The sequence below is a fragment of the Gluconobacter roseus NBRC 3990 genome, from assembly GCF_006538885.1.
Lineage (GTDB): Bacteria > Pseudomonadota > Alphaproteobacteria > Acetobacterales > Acetobacteraceae > Gluconobacter > Gluconobacter roseus.
The window spans coordinates 227,066-247,190 of record NZ_BJLY01000003.1; the positions used below are offsets into that span (position 1 = coordinate 227,066).

Here is a 20,125-nt window from a genome sequence, read left to right on the forward strand (position 1 = left end):
AAAATATTACTAAATGTGTTTTATATAAAAAAATAAGTATAAATATAATGTTACATCAAAAAACCTTTTTAAATTGCAGAGTGATTTTTATGAAAAATAAAAAAACATTTCTGATTAATTTTAAAATATTATTCTATGAGTTTTTATTGAATCTGTATTTTATTTTTCTTTCTTATCAAATATTATGATCATCAATCATAATACCGATACCGTAATTTAGTAACGGTTTGTCATGATATTTTCTGGATTGTAACTGGCTTGGGAAAGCGGAAATCCGAAAAAAGCTCTCTGGTCCTTTTTGGCGGATTATTCACGACAGAGAGGGGTTATCAGCGCCTTTGGGGGCTTTATGTCGTGGCACCCAAGGGTGACGACCTGTCAGAATAGGTCTTCCGGAAGACCAAATCCGGACGGTTGATCCGGATTTGGCTTGTTCTGATCAGATACTGAAATACCAGAAACCGCTTAGTGGAAACGGCAGGGCTGATCCATGGTTGGCTGTTCGTCGGTCTGTATAACCATCAGGGTGACGGGGCCGTCTCCGACATTGCCGGCAAAATGCCCGACATGGCCCTTGGCGTCCTTGCGGCTCATCTGGTCCTCACCAAGTGAGACTTCGCCCGGTCCCATGACGACCTTCTTTCCGTCCATGGCGGTCACATACCATGAGCCCTGCAGCGGGATAATCCACTGCACTTTCGGGTCCGGATGCCAGCTGCCATCCCAGTGTGCTGGCTGCACGGTGGAGATGATCTGTGCGTTGCCTTCGTGCACATGGTCCTGCCATTGCGGTCCTGCCGGCTTGGACATCGATTTCAGGTCGTAGTTGTGAAACGGGCAGCGGGTCATGTGGCTGATGCCGTCATGGTCCGTCCAGTTGTGCCAGTACCAGGCTGTTGGCGGAGTGGGATCAGCCGCATGGGCGGTCCCGAAAACGGAAGCGGCCAGCAGGGCCACGGCCAGAGGAAGAATACGGGTCATGCGTCTGATCCTTTATCCGGGGTGGCACGTGGTGGTGGCTGGTAACGGTCCATGGGGGCGATGTCGTTGAAGCGTTCCTGATGGGGAGTGCTGATCAGTTCCACGATCATGCCCCAGGGCGTGCGGCCATAGCAGAACATGTTGCCCGGCGCGGCTTCGAGGGAGGGCTGTCCCTGTGGTTCGGTTAGAAGCGTGCCGCCGGCTTCCTGGAAACGGTGGCAGGAAGCATGGATATCATCAACATAGACTGCGAAATGCTGAAGGCCCCAGTCGCAGGGGCGGGCGGCTTCGCGTTGGTCGGGGCCTTTCATTTCGAAGAGTTCGATTCCTGGTCCATGTCCCAGCGCCATCATGCACATCTCGATGACGACGGTGCCCTGCGGCAGGCCAAGGATCTTTTCTGTCTGCGGGCCTTTCTGCGGCTCGGTCCGCGTGACGTTGCGATAGAGGGCGACGGCGCCAAATGCTTCTTCCAGAAAGCGGATGGCGGCTTCGATGTCCGGAACGGTAACGCCGACATGGTCGATGCCACGCGGCAGTCCTGAATGATCTGTGCTCAAGGGGAGATCCTCCTTTGTGGAGATCTCAACCCTTGAGGAAACGCACGGTTGCCAGAATATGGGTCACATTGCTGCAAACCATGTCAGTAACCTGCCTGTAGCGGATCAGGCTTCGTCAATCGGGCGCTTGGGCAGCAGGGCCGGGACGAAGACCATCGTGCACAGCAGCGTGCAGCCGAGCGACATCAGCAGCAGACGGCCCATGCTGGCCGTGCCCGGATGGCCGGAGCGTGCCAGCGAGCCGAAGGCCGTGGCCGTTGTCAGGGCCGAGAACAGCACCGCGCGCGCTGTGGGGGACGTCAGCGGACCCTTTACGCCTTCGCGCCAGTTCATGACGAAATAGATGTTGAACGACACACCCACACCCAGCAGCAGCGGCAGGGCGATGATGTTGGCGTAGTTCAGCGTCTCCGGCACCGTGACGACCAGAATAACTGTCAGAAGCGCGGACATTAGCAGTGGTGCCATGACGAGGGCCGCATCCAGCAGGCGGCGCAGGACGACCAGCAGGATGATGGCGATCATGATGAGCGCGCAGATCGCCGCAACCGTGAAGGCATGGACGATCGTGTTGGCGCTCTCCGTGATTTCCATCGCAGGGCCCGCCACATCCGGGTTGACGGAACGCAGCTCCCTGACGAAGCGATGCAGCACCGGCGTTTCGGACATCTGGCCCTTGGGATGGATGGTCAACCGGGCGCGGCCGTCAGGCAGGACATAGTCCTGACGCACATCCTGCGGGATGCTCTCCATCGTGACCGGCGTGGGCTGGAGTGCCGTGCGCAGCATCGACAGTTCGTCCGGCAGGAAGCGCGTCAGGGAGGTGCTCGCCTGAAGCAGCGTGTTGTCCTGCGCCGTCGAGAGCGTATGCAGGGCCTGACGGATCTTTTCCAGCGGTGCGGGGAGCTGATCCTTCACGGCATCCAGCTTCTGCGCGGCTGTGATGGCAGCGGCGCGGATGGCCGCGGCGTCCGGTGCCGGTGCCGGATTGGCGACTGTGATAGTCGGAAGCAGGATGGAGGCCGTGTCCTCGATCATGGCCAGCTTGGTCTTCTGGTCATCCGGGACCAGAGCGCCGAGCCAGAGCACGTCATGCACGCTTGGCAGCTTCGAGAAGGCTGCGGCCTGTCGGGCAGCTTCCGTCAGGTTCGGAGTCAGGACCTGCGCGCTGTAAGGCGTAGTGAGCGGGTTGGCTTCCAGCAGGTGCAGCGCACGCATACCCTCGGTATTGGGGTCCTTGGTATGCAGCGGATCGGCGTCGAACTTCAGAAGCGGCATGAGAGCCAGTCCCACGACCCCCAGGAGTGCAAAGACGCCAACAATCTTGCGGCGCTTGTGTCTCAGAAATGCATCGGCGGGCGCCATGAAGGCAAAGCCCGGCGTTCCGCTTCCCAGCTTTGCCCGGAAGACCGACAGCAGGGCCGGCAGCAGCGTCATGGTGCAGAAGAAGGCGATCAGCATGCCGAAGCCTGCAATCAGCCCGAGCTGCGCCACGCCGATGAAGCTCGTGGGATAGAAGGCCAGGAAGCCCGCGGCCGTCGCGAGTGCCGCGACAAGGATCTGTGCGCCGCTTTCCTGTCCCGTCAGGACGATGGCGTCATGCAGGGACGGATGTGAGCCGTCCGGATTGCGCTGTCCACGCAGACGCACGCTGTACTGGATGGCGAAATCAACCGCGATGCCGACGAAAAGGATCGCGAAGGCCACCGAGATCAGGTTCAGCTCACCGACCGCCAGAGCTGCAAAGCCCGTCGTCAGGAGCAGACCGCTGATCAGGGTCAGCAGAATAGGGATGATAACGCGCGGGGAATGGACCGCGAGGATCAGCCAGACTGCCACAAGAACGAGCGAAATGATGAGGCCGAGCACCATGCCGTGTGCGACGGTGGAGAACTCCTCGTCCGACAGCTTCACTTCACCGGTGATGATGCTTGAGGCCTGCTTCGTCTTCACAAATTCAAGGTTGTTGATCGCCTGACGCATGGCGGTCGTGGCGCCTTCGCCCGGCTGGAAGGAGCTGTAGTCGAGTTTGGGCTGCGTGACGACGAATTCGTACTGCGAGCCCAGCTCCGCAAGCTTGCCGATCAGCAGATTCTGCCAGGACATGTCCTGCGGGTGGCCGTTTGCCGCCGCTGTCAGGGAGTTGGCAAAACCGTCCAGCGCACCGTTGAAGCCGCTCGGGATGCCCTGTCCGGCCTTGATGCCCTCGCCGATCAGGCCCAGCGCGCCAAACAGGCCACGGGCGGACGGATCAGCCGCCAGCGTGCCGAGGAAGGGCTGCGCGGAGACGATCGAATCCAGCAGCGGCTCCAGATCCTTCGTATCAAGGAACAGGAAGCCGTGACTGTTATAGAAGGCATTGTCGCCGGGCAGGCTGACCGTCTTGAAATGGGTGTGATCCTGCGAAAGCGTCGCGGCAAGCTGTCGTGCGGCCATGCGTCCCTGTTCGGGGATGCGGCTGTCGATAATGGCGACGAGCTGGTTGCTGTCCTGCGGGAACAGGCGCGTCAGCTCCATGCTCCGCTTTTTCCACGGCAGGCTGTTGGCAAACATCTTGCTCGTGTCGGTAGTCACGCTGATCCGCGTGATACTTAACGCAACGCAGCCGGCACAGAGCAGTGCGAACAGGGCCAGAACGAGGGGCGCACGACGCGCGCAGACGGCATTCAGCCGACCGGTCAGATCCGAAAACATGGGGCCTACCCTTAACAGAACGGGCAGCGTTTCCCTACCCCATCCTGACATTTCAGCGATCCTGAGGCAGAAGGAAAGCCATGACATGGACTCTTGCCGGCCCGGCCTCATATGAAAGTGTGATTCGGAACAGTGTTTTTCGGGCCTCCGCGGCCCCTGTGGAAGACGAAGCCGCTGCCATGGCTTTCTTCCGCGAGATCGCCGTTCTGGATGCGACCCATAACTGCTGGGCCTTCAAGACAGGCCAGCGCTTCCGTTCCAGCGATGACGGAGAGCCGGGCGGCACCGCAGGACGGCCGATTCTGTCCGCCATCGAAGGGCAGGATTTCGACAATGTGATGATCGTCGTCACACGCTGGTATGGCGGTGTGCAGCTCGGGGCCGGGGGGCTCGTGCGGGCTTATGGCGGCGCGGCGTCAGCCTGTCTGCGCGAAGCGGAACGGATTAAGCGGATCGAGACCGTGCCATTACGGTTTCACTGTCCGTTTTCCAGCTACGCCATGGTGGAATCGAAGATCGAGGGCTGGCGGGCAAGCCGGACGGAATGTGATTTCGATGGGGAAGGGGCCTGGATGACGCTCGCCGTACCCGTGGAAGAGGCCGATGTCATCATGGACTGGCTGCGGGATCTGACGCGGGGGCAGATGGAGATCACGCGGCTGGATTAAAACTAAATAGAATAGTTCTTATTATTTAAAACTATGATGATTGATGTTTTTGCAGCTCTGCATAATGTTCTGCGAACCCCGTCTGGAGTTCTCAGGCTATGTCGCGTCATCATTTGTACAGGAACCGCTCTCTCCTTGCCCTGATGGCGCTGGATATCTGCATGCCCCGGCTGTCCGTGGCAGCTGAAACGCCGACATCGGCTACGTCGAATACCCAGACGGAAGAATGGATCCATGTCCCGTCCACGGAACGCCCGCCCATCCAGAACTATCCCCATGCCGGTGTCGTGGGCCAGCCGCGCCGCGTCGTGGCCAGTCAGAACCATGCGCCGCAGGGGCGTCAGGGGCCATGGGGCGCGTTCAGTTACGGCAACGGTGAATCCGCCGGGTTTGGGCCGGTTGGCCGTTATGGCGTGGCACCCTGGGCGGAGGACTGGAGCTTTCTGCGGGATAAAAGCCGGCGCGACGATCCGTTCGATCCGCTCAAGTTCATTGCCCTGAATGATGCAAAGACGATCTGGCTGTCCTTTTCCGGCGAGACGCGGTTGCGCAATTGGTATGAGGAGACGCCTTTTCTGGGAAAGAAAGGCGGCAGCAATTCCGGCCGGTTCGGCGTGCGGAACCTGTATGGCGCGGATCTGCATCTCGGTGAGCATGTCCGGCTCTTCGGTCAGCTCATCAATGCTGATGCGGCGGGCTGGAAGGGGTTTGGCTACAACACGACCTACCGCAAGCGGCTGGATCTTCAGCAGGCTTTCATCGAGTTCAAAGGCAAGCTGGCCGGAGCCCAGACCGGCTTCATGTTCGGGCGTCAGCAGTTCCTCGATGCGCCGTCCTATGTTCTGTATAACCGCGAGACGCCCAATGTGCCGCTGTCGTGGAATGGTGGTCGCATCTATGCGATCTGGCCCAATATCCGGGTCGATGCGTTTGATTTCGTCCAGACCAAGACGGACGCGACCCTGATGTTCCACGACACGGAAGATTACGGCACGCGCCTGTATGGCGGGGACATCACGGCTCTCGTGCCTCAGTTCTCCATTGGCGGGGAAACGGTCCATTCATTTCTGGACATCTTCTATTACGGGTACCGCTATGGTGGCAGCCTGTCGGTCGTGCCGCTCGCATCGGGCTCTCTGAAGGGGACGTCCTCACGCGGGAATGTGGGTTTCCGCTGGTACGGCACCGCCGCGTCCTTTGAATATTCGTTCGGGGGCCTCTATCAGGACGGGACCTTCCAAAAATCCGGCAGCGCGAAGAAGAGCGACGTGCAGGCCTATTCGGTCAATACGATCGTGGGATACCGCCATACGCCCTCGCCGCTCCATCCGTTCATCGGCGTGCAGGCGGATCTGTATTCCGGCGGGGCCGATGGAACGAACGGACCGGTCCGGACCTATATGGCACCCTTCAACCCACAGACGAACTATCTGGACACCACGACATATATCCAGCCATCCAACCTCGTCAGCCTCTCGCCGGTCTTCAGCGTCACACCCTGGAAAGGTTTTGCGAGCATCCAATTCAAGGTGCCGTTCATGTGGCGGGAAAATGCGGATGGCGCGATCTGGAACTCGTCTGGCCCGTACACATTCTCGAAAACCTATCATGGCGGCTATATCGGTGTGGTGCCGCAGGCGTCCCTCAAGCTTCAGCTCAACCGGCACCTGACCTGGCAGATCTACGGCGCGCGGTTCATGGCTTCGAACGGCCTGCATGCGGCGGGTGGCAAAAGTGGAAGCTATGCCCAGTCCAATGTCGTGTTCCGCTTCTGAAATGCATCAGTTCAGGAGCGTGGGGTCTGCATCGTCCAAGTCGTCGGGAACCGGTGGGAAAAGCGGAGCGAGGGCTTTGAAAACAGCCTGTTCCGAGAAACGGGCCTTCAGAAGTTTCTGTCCTGCCGCAACCTGTTTTCTGGCTGTGGTGGGTTTCAGGAGTGCGATGATCCTTTCCACAAACCCGGAAGGTGTATCGGCGATGGAGTTTCGCCATATCGGGTCGGCAGGGTCTACCAGACCTTCGGCGGCGATCGGGGTCATGACGATCGGCAGACCGATCGCCCAGGCTTCGAGCACCTTGCCCTTGATCCCGGCCCCGAAGCGAAGTGGTGCCACACACAGAGAGACGTCTGCCAGAGCCTCTTCCAGATCCGGCACGGCCTCCATAATTTCCACGTCTTCCGCCGCCAGCATATGGACGGCATGGGGCATGGCGCTTCCGATCAGGCGGCACCGGATGCCCGGTATGGCCTTGCGCAGAAGCGGCATGATGGCCAGAACGAGCCATTTCGCCGCATCGAGATTGGGGTCATGGGCGAAATGCCCCACGAAGGCGATGACGGGAGCCTCCGGGGAGCGTTCTTTGCGGGGAGATACCGGCACGGCCCAGGGGACGACATGCACGTTGGCTGTAGGGACGGTGCGTGACAGGCGCCCGGCTTCGACGGGAGAATGTGTCAGTACGAAATCCGCCAGCCAAGCGCACATGTTTTCCCGGACCTCGAGACGGCTGGCGAACCGTTCAAGTTCGGGACGGGATTCCATGGCCGCCTGACGATGGAGGCGCAGAGACGTCAGTTCGGCGACGCTCCAGATCAGTGTGGCGGTGGGCGCAAGGGCCCGCGTCAGTGCTGAATAGCGCTCTGCATTGTTGAGGCGGTGGAGATAGACCACGTCGAGCCTGTCTCCCAGTTGCCTGAGCGCGTCTTCCGGGCAGGTAAAGACAGGTGGAACCAGACAGTCGATCCCCTGTGCCTTCAGATGCAGGCGATCCTTTTCGCTGGGTGCAGACCGGGATGCCATGAAGCAGCACCGATAGCCGAGGCTCTGCGCAGTATGGATGTGAGACAGGAGCGCGACCGAACCGGCATCCTGAGTGGGGTCGGGAGCAAAGTCGTCAATAAACAGCGCAACAGGATGTCGTCTGCCGTCCTGCGTTATGCCGGCCATATCGGTTTCGTTAATGGCGATGTCGGCAGGAGGGGCATCAAGACGAAAATTGTCCTCTGGTTCAGGTCAGAATGGCCTCGCAACTGCAAACTGAATAAGCGCGAGTTATTCGGAAGTTTCCTGTTCGGTGAACAGTCCGACCAGATCCGTCAGATGGCCGATTTCGCGTAGTTTCAGTCCAGCGGGCGGCTTGACCCGCGCGGATGCTGCCGAAACGCGCCGGGGCAGGATCGCCTCGCCGAAGCCCAGCTTGGCTACTTCCTTCAGGCGCAGATCGGACTGATTGACCTGCCGGATTTCACCCGACAGCCCGACTTCACCGAAATAGGCGGCATTGGGAGATGTGGGGGTGCCCGTCGCCGCAGACACCAGTGCGGCTGCCACAGCCAGATCGGCGGCCGGTTCATTCACGCGCAGACCGCCAGCGATGTTCAGATAGACGTCCATATTGGCGAGCTTGAGGCCGCAGCGGGAGTCCAGAACGGCCAGCAGCATGTTCAGTCGTGACGTATCCCAGCCCACGACCGCACGGCGTGGTGCGCCATCTCCGGCTTTGGGGGACAGCAGGGCCTGGATTTCCAGCAGGACAGGGCGTGTGCCTTCCAGCCCGGCAAATACGGCTGACCCGGCAATATTGCCGCGTCGCTCCGCGAGGAACAGCGCAGACGGGTTGGGGACTTCGGTCAGGCCGATATCGGTCATGGCAAAGACGCCGATCTCGTCCGTCGCGCCAAAGCGGTTCTTGGCTGCACGCAGAATGCGGAACTGGTGCCCGCGATCGCCTTCGAAATACATGACGGCATCGACCATGTGTTCCAGAACGCGCGGTCCGGCGAGAGACCCTTCCTTCGTGACATGTCCGATCAGAATCAGCGCAAAGCCAAGCGTCTTGGCCAGACGGATCAGCTCAAACGCACTTGCCCGGACCTGTGAGACAGACCCCGGTGAGCTTTCCACGCTTTCCAGCCACATCGTCTGGATGGAATCGATGACCACGACCGTATGGGCCCGGTCCTGCTCCAGCGATCCGACGATCTCGCCCACATTGATGGAGGATGCGAGATCCAGCGAGTCCAGCATCTTGGTGTCGCGATCCAGGCCCAGCCGCTGGGCACGGATGCGGATCTGGTCCACCGATTCTTCGCCCGAGACATACAGGACGCGATGCCCGGACCGCGCCAGCGCGCAGGTGGTCTGGAGCATGAGCGTGGATTTGCCGATACCCGGATCACCGCCGACCAGAACGACAGAAGCCGGGACGAGGCCACCGCCCAGAACACGGTCCAGTTCGGCAATGCTGGTCGTGATGCGCGGGGGCGGGCGCGTTTCGCCATCCAGCCGGACCGTTTGAAGGCGTCCAGCGCTCAGTTTGCCGGTCTTGCGGGCTGTGGGCTCGATCTTTTCTTCGACCAGCGTGTTCCACTCGCCGCAGGCTTCGCACTTACCATTCCATTTCGGATAGGTGGCGCCACAGTTCTGGCAGACATATCGCGTGGTCGGCTTTTTGGCCAAGGCGGATCTCTTCGGTTTGAGGGAAGCAAAGCCAGTATATAGGGAGTGCCCCGGTGCTGATCCAGACGGGGCTTTGCCCCGCACCCCACCAAAGGTCTCGACCTTTGGAAACCATTGGAATCAGGGTGCAGGGATCACGATCCCTGCCGGGCCCGGGCAGAGCCCGGATGCTTACTTGTCAGTTCGCAGGATCAGGCGTGCCAGAAGGCGGGACACCATGATGATCAGCAGAAAGCCCAGAAGCTGGATCAGCATGTTCGGGTGCGCCGGCTGGTGTCGGAACATGATGTACAGAAGCGGCAGGGCGATCAGATAGCTCAGCCCGATGCGCTTCCAGATGACAGGATCGGTTTTGGGAAAACGGGGGAGAATGCTCATTTGCGCAGCTCCATGGTGATGGGGCCTTCGCGCCGGCCGTGAGTAAACTGATCGACCATGGCATTGCCGGAGTTCATCAATTCGGAGGCTTCACCCTGCCAGATCAGGCGACCATGATAGAGCATGGCCGCGCGGTTTCCGATCCGCTGGGCCGAGGCCATGTCGTGAGTGATGGCAATGGCCGTGGAGCCGAGCTTTTGCACGCAGTCCACGATCAGCCCGTCGATCACCGCACCCATGATTGGGTCCAGCCCGGTCGTGGGTTCGTCGAAGAACATGATGTTGGGATTGCCGGCAATGGCGCGGGCCAGACCAACGCGCTTTTGCATGCCGCCCGAGAGTTCGGACGGGCTCAGATCGCCGACGGATGGGTCCAGCCCGACCTGTTTGAGCAGATCCCCGGCCATTTGTAGGGCTTGGGCGCGGGACGGAGTGGCGCCATTGCGGTCGGAATGCTTGGCGCGGATGCCAAAAGCGACGTTCTCGCCGACGCTCATGCTGTCGAACAGGGCGGCGTTCTGGAACAGCATCCCGATCTGCCGACGCAGAGCGTCCTGCCGGGAGCGCGAAGCCGTCAGCAGGTTTTCACCGTCGATCTCGATCGTCCCGGCATCGGGTTCGATCAAGCCAAGAATGCAGCGCAGCAGGACGGACTTGCCCGAGCCGGAGCCGCCGATGATGACCATGGACGTGCCTGTCTCGACATCGAGGTCCACGCCATCGAGCACGATCTTGGAACCGAAAGCCTTATGCAGGCCGCGGATGCGGATCTTCGGAGTGCTTTGAGGAGTGCTCATTGTGAGAAGAACAGGTCCGTCAGGAGGTAGTCGAACAGCAGCAGCAGGATAGAGGCGCCCACAACGGCGGCCGTCGTGGCCGAGCCCACGCCTTCTGCGCCGCCCCGGCTGTTATAGCCGTTGTAGCAGCCCAGCAGCGCGATCAGGAATCCGAACACCGCCGCCTTCACCAGCCCGACGACAACATCCATCGTCTTGAGCGAGTCCAGCGTGGCCGTGATGTAGGTCGAGGGCGAGAAGCCGAGCTTGGCGACCGAAACCGTGAAGCCGCCCATCACGCCCAGAATGTCGGCCACCAGCACGAGGCAGGGCAGCGCGAGCGTCCCGGCCAGCAGGCGCGGCGTCACGAGATATTTCATCGGGTTGGTGGACAGCGTGGTGAGCGCGTCGATCTGGTCGGTCACGCGCATGGTGCCAATCTGGGCCGACATGGCCGCGCCCACACGCCCGGCGACCATCAGTCCGGCCAGAACCGGCCCGAGTTCGCGGGTCACGGCGAGGACGACGATTCCCGCAATGGCGCTCTGCACATGGTACTGTCCGAAGCCCACATAGGACTGGAGCGCGATGACGGCACCGGAGAACAGGGCAGTCAGGGCCACGACGGGCAGGGAGAAAAACCCCGTCTCGATCAGGCTGGAAAAGAAGATCCGCCAGTAGAAAGGCGGTCGCACCAGATGCGACAGGGCCTCCAGCGCGAACAGGGCGAGAGCACCTGCCTGCTTGATAAGGCCGAGAGCGGCACGGCCAAGGGCCGCTATAGGGTTAAGAACGGCATTCACCCTTCAGCCCCTACCCTGCCCGCATCCGGACGTCAAAGTTTCCGTCCGACCTGCGAGGATGGAGTTTGGCTCAGGCACGGCGTCCGTCGGTGCGTTCCAGCTCACGGAACTGCCGTTCCAGGCTGAAATCAGGTGAGGTTACGAACTGTTCCATTAGGCCAATCCGGCGTTCCATCCGCAGCAGGCGATCCTGAAGCCGGGCCAGCGGGTGTCCGGGCGGGACGGAATGCGAAAAGTCTTCAACAGGCTCGGGGTGATGGTTCCGGAAGGCCTGCACGGCATTTTTCATGACCGCTGTCATGCTGGCTGCCGGAGCCTCACGCCATTCCGGATCACGCTGGGACCAGCTTCGTACACCGGCAGCATAGCCCGCAGCAGCCTTGTCCACCGTTTTCCTGAACGGGATTACGCCAGTTTTCCGATAGCGGCGGAAGAGACGGACGAGCCAGACGATCAGGAAAATCTTTAGCAGGAGGCTAATGACGCCATGGCCACTGGAATGCTGGCGAGTATGAGAGGCGGAATCCGCGTTGCCGAAATGGAAATCGATGTTGGAGCGGTTCAGGACATTCTTCAGCGTATCTGACAGGACGGCGGAGGTGTCGGGCGTGGTCACTGTCGTGATCCGGGCGCCGGACGTCTCGCCAATCGTGATGGAGCCGGAACCGAGCGCGCGCTTTTTCAGGGTCTCCGCGACCCGGCCAAGGACGATGTCACCACTACCCATCAGGGTCAGGTCCGCATCGCGAACGGTGCCGTTCAGTGCGGTATCTGCCGAACCGTAACTCCGCACGGTCAGGACATCGGCATTGCCCTGGTCGATGCGGATGTTGCCGGAAGACATGGTTGTGAGATCGGCGTCAGAGGCTGCGATGCTCTGGATATGCAGGTCCCCGCTGGCAAAATCCTTTACGGAGACCCGGCCACTTGCATGTCCGACCGATACATCACCAGTGCCACCCATGATGAGCGTCAGGCCGCTGACCTGATCGACATCCAGATTGCCCCGTTCTGTGGTGGCGGTGAGTTCCCCGTTGATGCCGGTGATGCGGTAATCCGTTGCGTGGTTGTGGGGTGCGCGGATTTCGACACCGGTCCGGATGGGAACCATGACGACCGCATCTGGTTCTTTTGCGCAGTCTGTTGCGGATGTGGTGAAGGTGAGCTGGTCCCCGTGCTGAATCAGGTTACCGTTGCCTGTAACGACGCGGGACTCCGCTCCGCCTGTGATGGTGAGATGCTCAAGGCAGGTGGCCGGGATGACGAGCGTCTTGGAGCTGGCTGCCGACGATTCAAAGGATGGCGGTGCCGGAGGAGCTGGTGCAGGCGGTGGCATGACTGCCGGAGCGGCCATGGCATGACTGCCCAGCAGCGCAATCAGGGCAAGAGGGGCTGACAGACGGAGGCGCATGCCTATTCTCCCTGCGAGCCTTTGCCTGTGGCAGGCGGAGTGGCCGGAGAAGACGCCGTGTTTCCTGAAGGTGCCGGCGTTGTAGAAATGTTCGGGGCGGATGTTGCGCTGCCTGACGTGCTGCCCAGCTGGGGAGCTGCGGCACTGTTCTGTGGCAGGCTTTGTGGCGTGGGCACAGACGCCGCATCCGGCGTTGTCGCAGGGGTGGCGTTTCCTGCCTGTTGTGATGGTGTCGAAGGGGCTGCGGGGGAAGCTGCTTCAGCCGTAGGTGTCTTTTGCGCTGTGGAAGACGAAGCGGTCGGCAATGGAGGCGATGCGGAAGGTTGCGTCGGCAGGTTGCTGCCCTGCTGGTTGTCCGGCGGCGTATTTGTCGGGGGCGTCGGCAGAACCGGTGCCTGTGGCGCGATGGGCGCGGCAGGTGCAGCAACCGGAGCAGGTGTCGGCACAGCGGGCGCAGGAATGGTCGAAGTCGCGCCGGTCGCAGGGGGCTGGGCTGGAGCGGGCACTAGCGGATCTGATGCCGAAGGAGCGGCTGCCGCAGTGGGTGGCGGCGTGGTCGGACGATAGATCACACCGTTCTGCGCGCCGACACGCACGGTGCCTTTGCCCGAGCGTACCATTGGCCCGGAGACCGCTTCGATATTGATATCGCCCGTTCCATTCGCCGCCACCGTAGCCACGGTTGCATGTCCCAGAATGGTGGCGCTGGCCTGATCAGCTGTGATCAGCGTGAGGGCATCAATGCTGCCGCCCGAGAGCGTCATGCCCGCATTCTGCGTCAGCTGCGCCGAAAGGGCGGCGAGTTGTGCGGTATCGGCGGTCAGGGTCGAGGTTCCTGACGCCACGATCTGAGCCGCACGCTCCAGCGCCTTGATGTGGACGCTGGAAGCGCCCTGCATGTTCAGGTCGAGCGACTGTGTGTCCTCGATCTCCATGGTTGTGGAATCAAGGCTGGCATCGAGCGAGGCGAGCTTGCCGGTGATAATGAAATGCGTGTCGTGGCTGTCATGGATAGTCAGGCCGGTGCTTGGGGAAATGCTGATCGTCAGCTTCCCGTTGGGTGCACAGGCTTTTGTGGCGATGGAAATGCGGCTTTCCGCTTCTTCCTTGCCGGTATGCATCGCGACCTGCGCCATGCTGCTCGAATCAAGGGTCGCCCCGTCCTTCATGCCGGGATCAACCACGACTTTAACCTGTCCCGTGCAGGGAATGGACAGGTCCAGGTCTTCTCCGGAGAGGGTCATCCGTGCCGCATGGGCTGCGGGCGCCAGCAGGATCGTGCCCGCCAGCAGCGCCAGTAGCGCCGGGCGGCGACCATAAAAGGGGACGGGCGGCGTGTCATCGTGCGTTCCTTGCTCTCCAGCCCGGGATATCCTCATCGAGGATGCGTTCGAGCTGGTCGATCCTTTCTTCCAGACGCGTAGCATGGGCTTCGGCCTGTGTCAGGGCGGCCTGAAGCATGGGGTCTGCTGACGCAGCGCGGTCAGGCTGGCGCGTCATGTGCTTGACCATGCTTGTTACTGACCAGGCAATGATGGCCGTGATCGGGACAAGGAAGGGGAAGATGGACGAATTCATGCCTTGGGCCTTTTCTGGTCAGCCGTCTTTCAGCCTGCGCTTTTCTTTTCGGAGACATGACGTTTGAGGGCCTCGAACTCGCTTTCTACGACCGCATCGGTTTCGAGGGCCGCAAGTTCCTCCTGAAGTGACGGCCGGCCGGTGCTGCGTCCCAGATCATACGCCTCGGCCTTGCCTTCCAGTTCATCAAGAGCGCGTTCCACCTGATCGAAGCGGTTCAGCGTGTCGTCGATGCGGGTGTCATAGAGCTTCTCGCGGGTCTTCAGGCGGCCCTGCGCGGTGCGGGCGCGGATGGAGAGCGCTTTTTCACGGGATTTGGCATCGGCGATCTTGGCCTGAAGCTTGGAGATGTCGTCGTTCTGCTGGTCCAGCCCATCGGAGATCTGGGCGATCTGCTGCTCCAGCGCCTCGCGGGACTGTTCGACGCTGTGGCGGGCGGCGAGGGCTGCCTTAGCGAGATCGTCACGACCGCGTTCGATGGCGAGGCCAGCCTTGCGGTGCCACTCGTCTTCTTCGTGCATCATGGTGCGGACGCGGCGTTCAAGCTGTTTGCGCTCGGCGATCGTCCGGACAGCCTGACTGCGGACCTCGACCAGCGTGTCTTCCATTTCCTGGATGACCAGGCGGATCATCTTCTGCGGGTCCTCGGCGGTGGCGAGAATCGCATTGAGATTGGAGTTCACGATATCGGCGAGGCGAGAGAAAATACCCATGATGCTTTCCTTCCTGTTGGAGAGACTTAGGACAGAATGCCTGCCCTTGTCAGCGATGCTGTTTTGAGGGTGTTATGAACTGAAGACCGAAACAGGGGCGTGAGAGACCAGAAAATGGCGAGAAGCACCGATATGGACGAGGTGCCGACCCCGATCGGGCGGGCTCCGGCATTTCTGGAGATGCTGGATCAGGTCTCCCGGCTTGCGCCCCTGAAGCGCCCGGTTCTCGTGATCGGCGAGCGCGGAACGGGTAAGGAACTGGTGGCCGCGCGTCTGGCGCTGCTGTCGGACCGTTGGGACCGGCCGCTGGTGAAGCTCAACTGCGCGGCCCTGCCCGAAGCGCTGTTGGACAGCGAACTGTTCGGTCATGAGGCGGGTGCCTTTACGGGTGCGCAGAAGCGCCGCCTGTCCCGTTTCGAGCGGGCGGATGGCGGCACGATGTTTCTTGACGAGATCGGCACTGCGTCGCAGGCCGTGCAGGAAAAGCTGCTGCGGGTGATCGAATACGGCAGTTTCGAGCGCGTGGGCGGCAGCGAGACCATTCGTGTGGATGTGCGGCTGATCGGGGCCACCAATGCCGATCTGCCGGCCATGGCGCGGGAGGGGCGCTTCCGGGCGGATCTGCTGGACCGGCTGGCCTTCGACGTCGTGAATATTCCGCCGCTGCGCGCCCGTCCGGAAGATATTCCGCTGCTGGCCGGGCACTTCGCCACCCGCATGAGCGCGGAACTGGGGCGGAAGGTTTTCGCGGGCTTTACGGACCGGGCGCTGGCGCGTCTGCTGGCGTATGACTGGCCCGGCAATGTGCGCGAACTGCGCAACGTGGTCGAGCGCAGTGTCTATCGGATGGACCGCCCGGAAAAGGCTCTGGACGACATCGTGCTGGATCCGTTCGTGACGCCGGACTGGCAAGCTGCGGTTTCTCCGGCCGAAAAGCCGGTTTTGCCCACGGCGGATACCGGTCCCCTGACATTCCCGCGCGATTTTGGTGCGGATATCAGCGCGCATGAACGCAGCCTGCTGGAAGCTGCCCTGCGAGAAGCGCAGTTCAGCCAGAGGCGCGCCGCCGAACTGCTTGGCTTGACCTACTACCAGTTCCGCCATCACCTGCGGCTGCATGGTCTGGCGGACAAGGAGGCCCGCAAAGCGCTGGGCACGAAGGGGTGACAACATATCCATGACCATCGCTGATGCATGAACCGTGCCACATGATGTTGGATACGCTTTTTATGTTAAGGCAATAACTTCGCCTAAAAGTAGAAATGGTGTTTCAGACCATTTTGTGTGTTGGGACGCCAATTGCGCAGAAGGTGAGATGGTCCCCTGCGCTAAAAAACGCTGGCCAAAAGTGATTTAATCACCAAACAAAAAAGTTATATCAAATAAAATAGTTTATTTTTACGGATGATGCGCCTATGTCTCGGGGCGTGCCACGCAGGTGGCATGACTGATCTGGACACGGTTAGGTGCAGTACATGCCTCTCTTACAGACGGAATTGGATCACCTTCGCCAGATCCCGGAAGAGCGGGTCCTGAAGGAGACTCTGGGTCTGCTGCGGGGACGTGTGGCCGTCATTTCGTCTTTCGGGGCGGAGTCGGCTGTTCTGCTGGATCTTGTGGCGCAGATTGATCCTTCGGTTCCGGTCTTCTTTCTGGATACGAAGCGGCACTTCCCGGAAACGCTGGACTATCGCGACAGGCTCTCTCGCAGGCTTGGCCTTTCGGACGTGAGGAGTCTGGCGCCCACGCCAAAGGCGCTGCAGGACCGTGATCCACAGGATCAGCTCGCGGATTTCGATCCGGACGCCTGTTGTGCGCTGCGCAAGGTCGAGCCGCTGGATCTGATGCTGCCGGATTTCGATGTCTGGATTACGGGACGCAAGCGGAGCCAGTCCGCGACGCGGGCGGCGCTTCCGCTGGTTGATCCGCAGCCTGATGGCAGCGTGAAGCTCAACCCGCTGGCGGGCTGGGGCCCGGAGAAAATCGAGGCGCAGATGCAGCGCCGGGACCTGCCACGGCACCCCCTGGTTGCAAAAGGTTACACCTCGATCGGTTGTGCTCCATGCACAAGGGCGGTCAAGGATGGTGAAGATGGACGGGCGGGCCGCTGGGCCGGTCTGGCCAAGACGGAATGCGGCATTCACAGGCCGGCATGACTACGGAGCGGATAATGACGCAAACACGGATCCTGTCCCGGGATCAGTCCATCACCGGTTTGGCACAGCCGCGTATCATGGATGATCTGGACCAGCTCGAGGCCCAGAGCATTTTCATTCTGCGCGAGGCCTATCGCAAGCTGAAGCCCCTGTCCCTGCTGTGGTCGCTGGGCAAGGACAGCAACGTGATGGTCTGGCTGGCGCGCAAGGCGTTCATGGGGCATGTCCCGTTCCCGGTCATGCATGTCGATACCGAGAAGAAATTCCCGGAAATGTATGCCTTCCGCGATGAATATACGAAGAAGTGGAATCTGGACCTGCTGCTGGGCTACTGCCCGCCGGTTGAGGAAATCGACCCGTCCCTGCCGCCTGCTGCGCGCTCCGCTGCGCGCAAGACGGCCGGTCTGGCCGCGATGATCGACAAGCACAAGTTCCGTGGCGTTATTGCCGGCATCCGCCGTGACGAGCAGGCGACCCGTGCAAAGGAGCGCGTGTTCAGCCCGCGTGGTGCCGGGCATCGCTGGGACGTGCGCAACCAGCCGCCGGAGTTCTGGGACCAGTATGCGACGCCGTATGAAGACGGCATGCATATCCGCGTTCATCCGCTGCTGGCGTGGCGGGAAATCGACATCTGGCGCTATATCGAGCGCGAGGGCATTCCGCTGGTGGACCTGTATTTTGCCAAAAACGGCAAGCGTTACCGCTCGCTGGGCGATCAGGACATCACCAATCCGATCGAGAGCAATGCCTCCACCGTGGCGGAAGTGATTGCCGAACTGGAAACCAGCCGGACATCCGAGCGCGCGGGGCGTGCGATGGATCATGAGTCCGAGGACGTGTTCGAGCGTCTGCGTGTAGCGGGATATCTGTGAAAATGGGTGACAACATCGTGACCGAGAGCTTTTCGGAAACCCCCCGCGCCGCAGCGACGCCCATCGTCATCGTCGGGCATGTCGATCACGGCAAGTCCACGCTGATCGGGCGTCTTCTGTACGATACCGACAGCCTGCAGGATGGCAAGCTGGCACAGATTGTTGAGAGCAGCCGCAAGCGTGGTCTGGCGGTGGAGTGGAGCTTCCTGCTCGACTCCCTTCAGATTGAACGCGATCAGGGCGTGACAGTCGATTCCACGCGGATTCCGTTCCGTCTGGGCTCGCGTGAGTTCGTGATCGTTGATGCGCCGGGCCATCGTCAGTTCCTGCGCAACATGATTACGGGTGCGGCTGATGCAGAAGCCGCCGTGCTGGTCGTGGATGCCAAGGAAGGCGCGCAGGAGCAGACGCGGCGTCATGCTATGCTGCTGCGTCTGATCGGCATTCGCCATGTGATCGTGCTGCTCAACAAGTCCGACATTCTGGGCTTTGACGAGGCCCAGATCGTCAAGGTTGAGTCCGATGTGCGCCAGCTTCTGGGCCGTCTGGAAATCGAAGTCGAGGCCGTGGTGCCGGCCTCCGCCCGTGATGGTGACAACATTGCCAGCCGTTCCGAGCGTTCGCTCTGGTATAAGGGCCCGACGCTGGTCGAGGCGCTCGCTAATGTCCCGCCGCCGGCTTCGCGCGCTGCGCTGCCGTTCCGGATGCCGGTGCAGGATGTCTATCGTTTTGACGGTATCCGCTATGTGGCGGGCCGGATCGAGCGTGGCACGGTTCGTGCGGGCGATCGTCTGAGCATCGGCGCGCAGGGACAGATCGCGACTGTGGCGGAAGTCTGCCGCTGGCATGCGCCGGAACTGCCAGTCGCAGGTGCGGGCGAGTCTATTGCCCTGCGTCTGGAACCGGATCTGGTGCCGGATCGTGGCGATCTGCTGTTCCCCGCCGATGACAGGGCTGCCGCTCCGGAGCGTTCGGCCCGGATCCGCACGCGCCTGTTCTGGCTGCGTGGCGAGCCTCTGCGCGTGGGCGAGAGCTTTACGCTGCGTCTGGCCACGGCCGAGCATGACGTGACGGTGGCCTCCATCGACGCCGTGGTGGATCTGGAAGATCTGACCCTGCGTGAAGGCGACAGCGTCCCGCCGGACGGGTTTGCGGAGATCACGCTGGCGGCGTCCCATGCCGTGCTGTTCGATCCGTTCTCGCCGGGATTTGGCGACGGGCGTGGTGTTCTGGTGGATCGTTACCAGCGCATCGTTGGTGGTGCGCCGCTGATCGGTCCGGCTGAACTGGCGGATGGCGAACATGCCATCCATCCGACGGCCAGCCGTGTTTCCGCCGCCCGTCAGGTTCAGACGCGCGGTCACAAGAGCGGTGTGTTCTGGCTGACGGGTCTGCCGGGTTCGGGCAAAAGCACGGTGGCGCGCGCGGCCGAACTGGCGCTGTCCGAACAGGCGATCAATGCCACTGTTCTGGACGGGGACACCCTGCGGGCCGGACTGTGCAGCGATCTTGGGTTCTCGCCGGAAGACCGTCACGAGAATATCCGTCGTGCGGCGCATGTCGCGAAGATCCTGGCCGAGAGTGGGCAGGTCGTGATCGTGGCGCTGGTCTCCCCGCTTCAGGCGGACCGGGCACAGGCGCGGCAGATCGTGGGCGAGAACTTCCATGAAGTCTTCGTCGATACGCCGCTGGAAACCTGTGAAAAGCGGGACCCCAAGGGGCTGTACGCCGCAGCGCGCGCTGGAAAGATCCCGGAATTTACCGGCATTTCCGCGCCTTACGAAGCGCCGGTTTCTCCGGAGCTGCGCCTGCCTGCGGACCGTCCGGAACAGGAGGCCATCAACACCCTGACGGCGTTCATCCTGCGGATTGTCCAGCCGTAAGTATACTCTTACTCCCAAGACTTTTGTCTGACCCCCTTTCCGCAAGGAGAGGGGGTTTTTCATGCGCGCCGTGCCATGACGGGTTTCGGAAGAACACGAAAAATTTCACGCAAAAAACGAAAACCCTCACTTTTCTGATGTTACTTTTAGAATGTGGAGCGTTAAAGCAGACGAATTGTCTCCAGAACAACG

The 20,125-nt window shown here is 61.0% G+C and carries 18 protein-coding genes; 6 read left to right on the forward strand and 12 right to left on the reverse strand.

Translation table 11 applies throughout. From position 1 onward, the window contains the following. Positions 1-465: 465 nt before the first annotated feature. From GRO01_RS08510 to GRO01_RS08520, 3 genes are all read right to left on the reverse strand, one after another. Positions 466-981, reverse strand: a complete 516-nt coding sequence (locus GRO01_RS08510) for a cupin domain-containing protein (protein WP_062510925.1) — start codon at positions 979-981, stop codon at positions 466-468. Continuing rightward, positions 978-1,541, reverse strand: a complete 564-nt coding sequence (locus GRO01_RS08515; RefSeq protein WP_174787422.1) for a VOC family protein — start codon at positions 1,539-1,541, stop codon at positions 978-980. Before GRO01_RS08515 ends, GRO01_RS08510 begins: the two co-directional genes overlap by 4 nt. Before the next feature lie 105 nt (positions 1,542-1,646). Then, positions 1,647-4,235: an MMPL family transporter gene (locus GRO01_RS08520; protein WP_062510926.1), complete on the reverse strand. Its 2,589-nt coding sequence runs from the start codon at positions 4,233-4,235 to the stop codon at positions 1,647-1,649. A gap of 80 nt (positions 4,236-4,315) precedes the next feature. On the opposite strand from GRO01_RS08520, the gene GRO01_RS08525 reads away from it, so the two are divergent. Both GRO01_RS08525 and GRO01_RS08530 read left to right on the forward strand, forming a co-directional pair. Next, positions 4,316-4,903, forward strand: a complete 588-nt coding sequence (locus GRO01_RS08525) for an IMPACT family protein (protein ID WP_062510928.1) — start codon at positions 4,316-4,318, stop codon at positions 4,901-4,903. A gap of 161 nt (positions 4,904-5,064) precedes the next feature. Next, positions 5,065-6,678, forward strand: a complete 1,614-nt coding sequence (locus GRO01_RS08530; RefSeq protein ID WP_231490422.1) for an alginate export family protein — start codon at positions 5,065-5,067, stop codon at positions 6,676-6,678. 6 nt (positions 6,679-6,684) lie between these two features. Here GRO01_RS08530 and GRO01_RS08535 read toward each other — a convergent pair whose 3' ends face one another. The 9 genes from GRO01_RS08535 to pspA all read right to left on the reverse strand — a co-directional run bounded on the left by GRO01_RS08535 (position 6,685) and on the right by pspA (position 15,022). After that, entirely contained in the window at positions 6,685-7,851 is a 1,167-nt protein-coding gene (locus GRO01_RS08535) for a glycosyltransferase family 4 protein (RefSeq protein ID WP_083541415.1), read from the reverse strand. Between the two features lie 105 nt (positions 7,852-7,956). After that, positions 7,957-9,363, reverse strand: coding sequence for a DNA repair protein RadA (gene radA, locus GRO01_RS08540; RefSeq protein WP_062510932.1), 1,407 nt, complete (start codon positions 9,361-9,363; stop codon positions 7,957-7,959). Positions 9,364-9,534: 171 nt separating this feature from the next. After that, complete coding sequence (locus GRO01_RS08545; RefSeq protein WP_062510935.1) at positions 9,535-9,741, reverse strand: hypothetical protein; 207 nt, start codon at positions 9,739-9,741, stop codon at positions 9,535-9,537. Then, positions 9,738-10,538, reverse strand: coding sequence for an ABC transporter ATP-binding protein (locus GRO01_RS08550; RefSeq protein ID WP_062510937.1), 801 nt, complete (start codon positions 10,536-10,538; stop codon positions 9,738-9,740). Before GRO01_RS08550 ends, GRO01_RS08545 begins: the two co-directional genes overlap by 4 nt. After that, the gene (locus tag GRO01_RS08555; protein ID WP_062510939.1) at positions 10,535-11,320 is read right to left on the reverse strand and encodes an MlaE family ABC transporter permease; all 786 of its coding nucleotides are present in this window, start codon (positions 11,318-11,320) and stop codon (positions 10,535-10,537) included. The genes GRO01_RS08550 and GRO01_RS08555 overlap by 4 nt, the downstream gene beginning before the upstream one ends. A 70-nt stretch (positions 11,321-11,390) precedes the next feature. Next, entirely contained in the window at positions 11,391-12,731 is a 1,341-nt protein-coding gene (locus tag GRO01_RS08560) for a GIN domain-containing protein (protein ID WP_062510941.1), read from the reverse strand. A gap of 2 nt (positions 12,732-12,733) precedes the next feature. Further along, positions 12,734-14,110, reverse strand: a complete 1,377-nt coding sequence (locus tag GRO01_RS13745) for a head GIN domain-containing protein (protein WP_062510944.1) — start codon at positions 14,108-14,110, stop codon at positions 12,734-12,736. Beyond that, positions 14,070-14,309 (reverse strand): envelope stress response membrane protein PspB, encoded by a 240-nt coding sequence (gene pspB, locus GRO01_RS08570; RefSeq protein WP_062510946.1) that lies wholly within the window; start codon positions 14,307-14,309, stop codon positions 14,070-14,072. Before pspB ends, GRO01_RS13745 begins: the two co-directional genes overlap by 41 nt. Positions 14,310-14,338: 29 nt before the next feature. After that, positions 14,339-15,022 carry a phage shock protein PspA gene (gene pspA / locus GRO01_RS08575; protein WP_062510948.1) on the reverse strand — a complete coding sequence of 228 codons (684 nt, stop codon included), beginning with the start codon at positions 15,020-15,022 and terminating at the stop codon, positions 14,339-14,341. Positions 15,023-15,136: 114 nt separating this feature from the next. Between pspA and pspF the strand changes: the two genes are divergently transcribed. The 4 genes from pspF to cysC all read left to right on the forward strand — a co-directional run bounded on the left by pspF (position 15,137) and on the right by cysC (position 19,933). Next, complete coding sequence (gene pspF, locus GRO01_RS08580; protein WP_062510950.1) at positions 15,137-16,189, forward strand: phage shock protein operon transcriptional activator; 1,053 nt, start codon at positions 15,137-15,139, stop codon at positions 16,187-16,189. A 308-nt stretch (positions 16,190-16,497) separates the two neighbouring features. Beyond that, complete coding sequence (locus tag GRO01_RS08585) at positions 16,498-17,178, forward strand: phosphoadenylyl-sulfate reductase (RefSeq protein ID WP_062510952.1); 681 nt, start codon at positions 16,498-16,500, stop codon at positions 17,176-17,178. A gap of 77 nt (positions 17,179-17,255) precedes the next feature. After that, complete coding sequence (gene cysD, locus GRO01_RS08590) at positions 17,256-18,050, forward strand: sulfate adenylyltransferase subunit CysD (protein ID WP_062511444.1); 795 nt, start codon at positions 17,256-17,258, stop codon at positions 18,048-18,050. 2 nt (positions 18,051-18,052) lie between these two features. Beyond that, positions 18,053-19,933: an adenylyl-sulfate kinase gene (cysC, locus tag GRO01_RS08595; protein WP_062510954.1), complete on the forward strand. Its 1,881-nt coding sequence runs from the start codon at positions 18,053-18,055 to the stop codon at positions 19,931-19,933. Positions 19,934-20,125: the final 192 nt, after the last annotated feature.

Bases quoted from the DNA above. Each gene is read 5' to 3' on its own strand.
- GRO01_RS08510 (WP_062510925.1), bottom strand. From the start codon at position 981: ATGACCCGTATTCTTCCTCTGGCCGTGGCCCTGCTGGCCGCTTCCGTT.
- GRO01_RS08520 (WP_062510926.1), bottom strand. From the start codon at position 4,235: ATGTTTTCGGATCTGACCGGTCGGCTGAATGCCGTCTGCGCGCGTCGT.
- GRO01_RS08525 (WP_062510928.1), top strand. From the start codon at position 4,316: ATGACATGGACTCTTGCCGGCCCGGCCTCATATGAAAGTGTGATTCGG.
- GRO01_RS08530 (WP_231490422.1), top strand. From the start codon at position 5,065: ATGCCCCGGCTGTCCGTGGCAGCTGAAACGCCGACATCGGCTACGTCG.
- GRO01_RS08535 (WP_083541415.1), bottom strand. From the start codon at position 7,851: ATGGCCGGCATAACGCAGGACGGCAGACGACATCCTGTTGCGCTGTTT.
- GRO01_RS08545 (WP_062510935.1), bottom strand. From the start codon at position 9,741: ATGAGCATTCTCCCCCGTTTTCCCAAAACCGATCCTGTCATCTGGAAG.
- GRO01_RS08550 (WP_062510937.1), bottom strand. From the start codon at position 10,538: ATGAGCACTCCTCAAAGCACTCCGAAGATCCGCATCCGCGGCCTGCAT.
- GRO01_RS08560 (WP_062510941.1), bottom strand. From the start codon at position 12,731: ATGCGCCTCCGTCTGTCAGCCCCTCTTGCCCTGATTGCGCTGCTGGGC.
- GRO01_RS13745 (WP_062510944.1), bottom strand. From the start codon at position 14,110: ATGAGGATATCCCGGGCTGGAGAGCAAGGAACGCACGATGACACGCCG.
- pspB (WP_062510946.1), bottom strand. From the start codon at position 14,309: ATGAATTCGTCCATCTTCCCCTTCCTTGTCCCGATCACGGCCATCATT.
- pspA (WP_062510948.1), bottom strand. From the start codon at position 15,022: ATGGGTATTTTCTCTCGCCTCGCCGATATCGTGAACTCCAATCTCAAT.
- pspF (WP_062510950.1), top strand. From the start codon at position 15,137: ATGGCGAGAAGCACCGATATGGACGAGGTGCCGACCCCGATCGGGCGG.
- GRO01_RS08585 (WP_062510952.1), top strand. From the start codon at position 16,498: ATGCCTCTCTTACAGACGGAATTGGATCACCTTCGCCAGATCCCGGAA.
- cysD (WP_062511444.1), top strand. From the start codon at position 17,256: ATGGATGATCTGGACCAGCTCGAGGCCCAGAGCATTTTCATTCTGCGC.
- cysC (WP_062510954.1), top strand. From the start codon at position 18,053: ATGGGTGACAACATCGTGACCGAGAGCTTTTCGGAAACCCCCCGCGCC.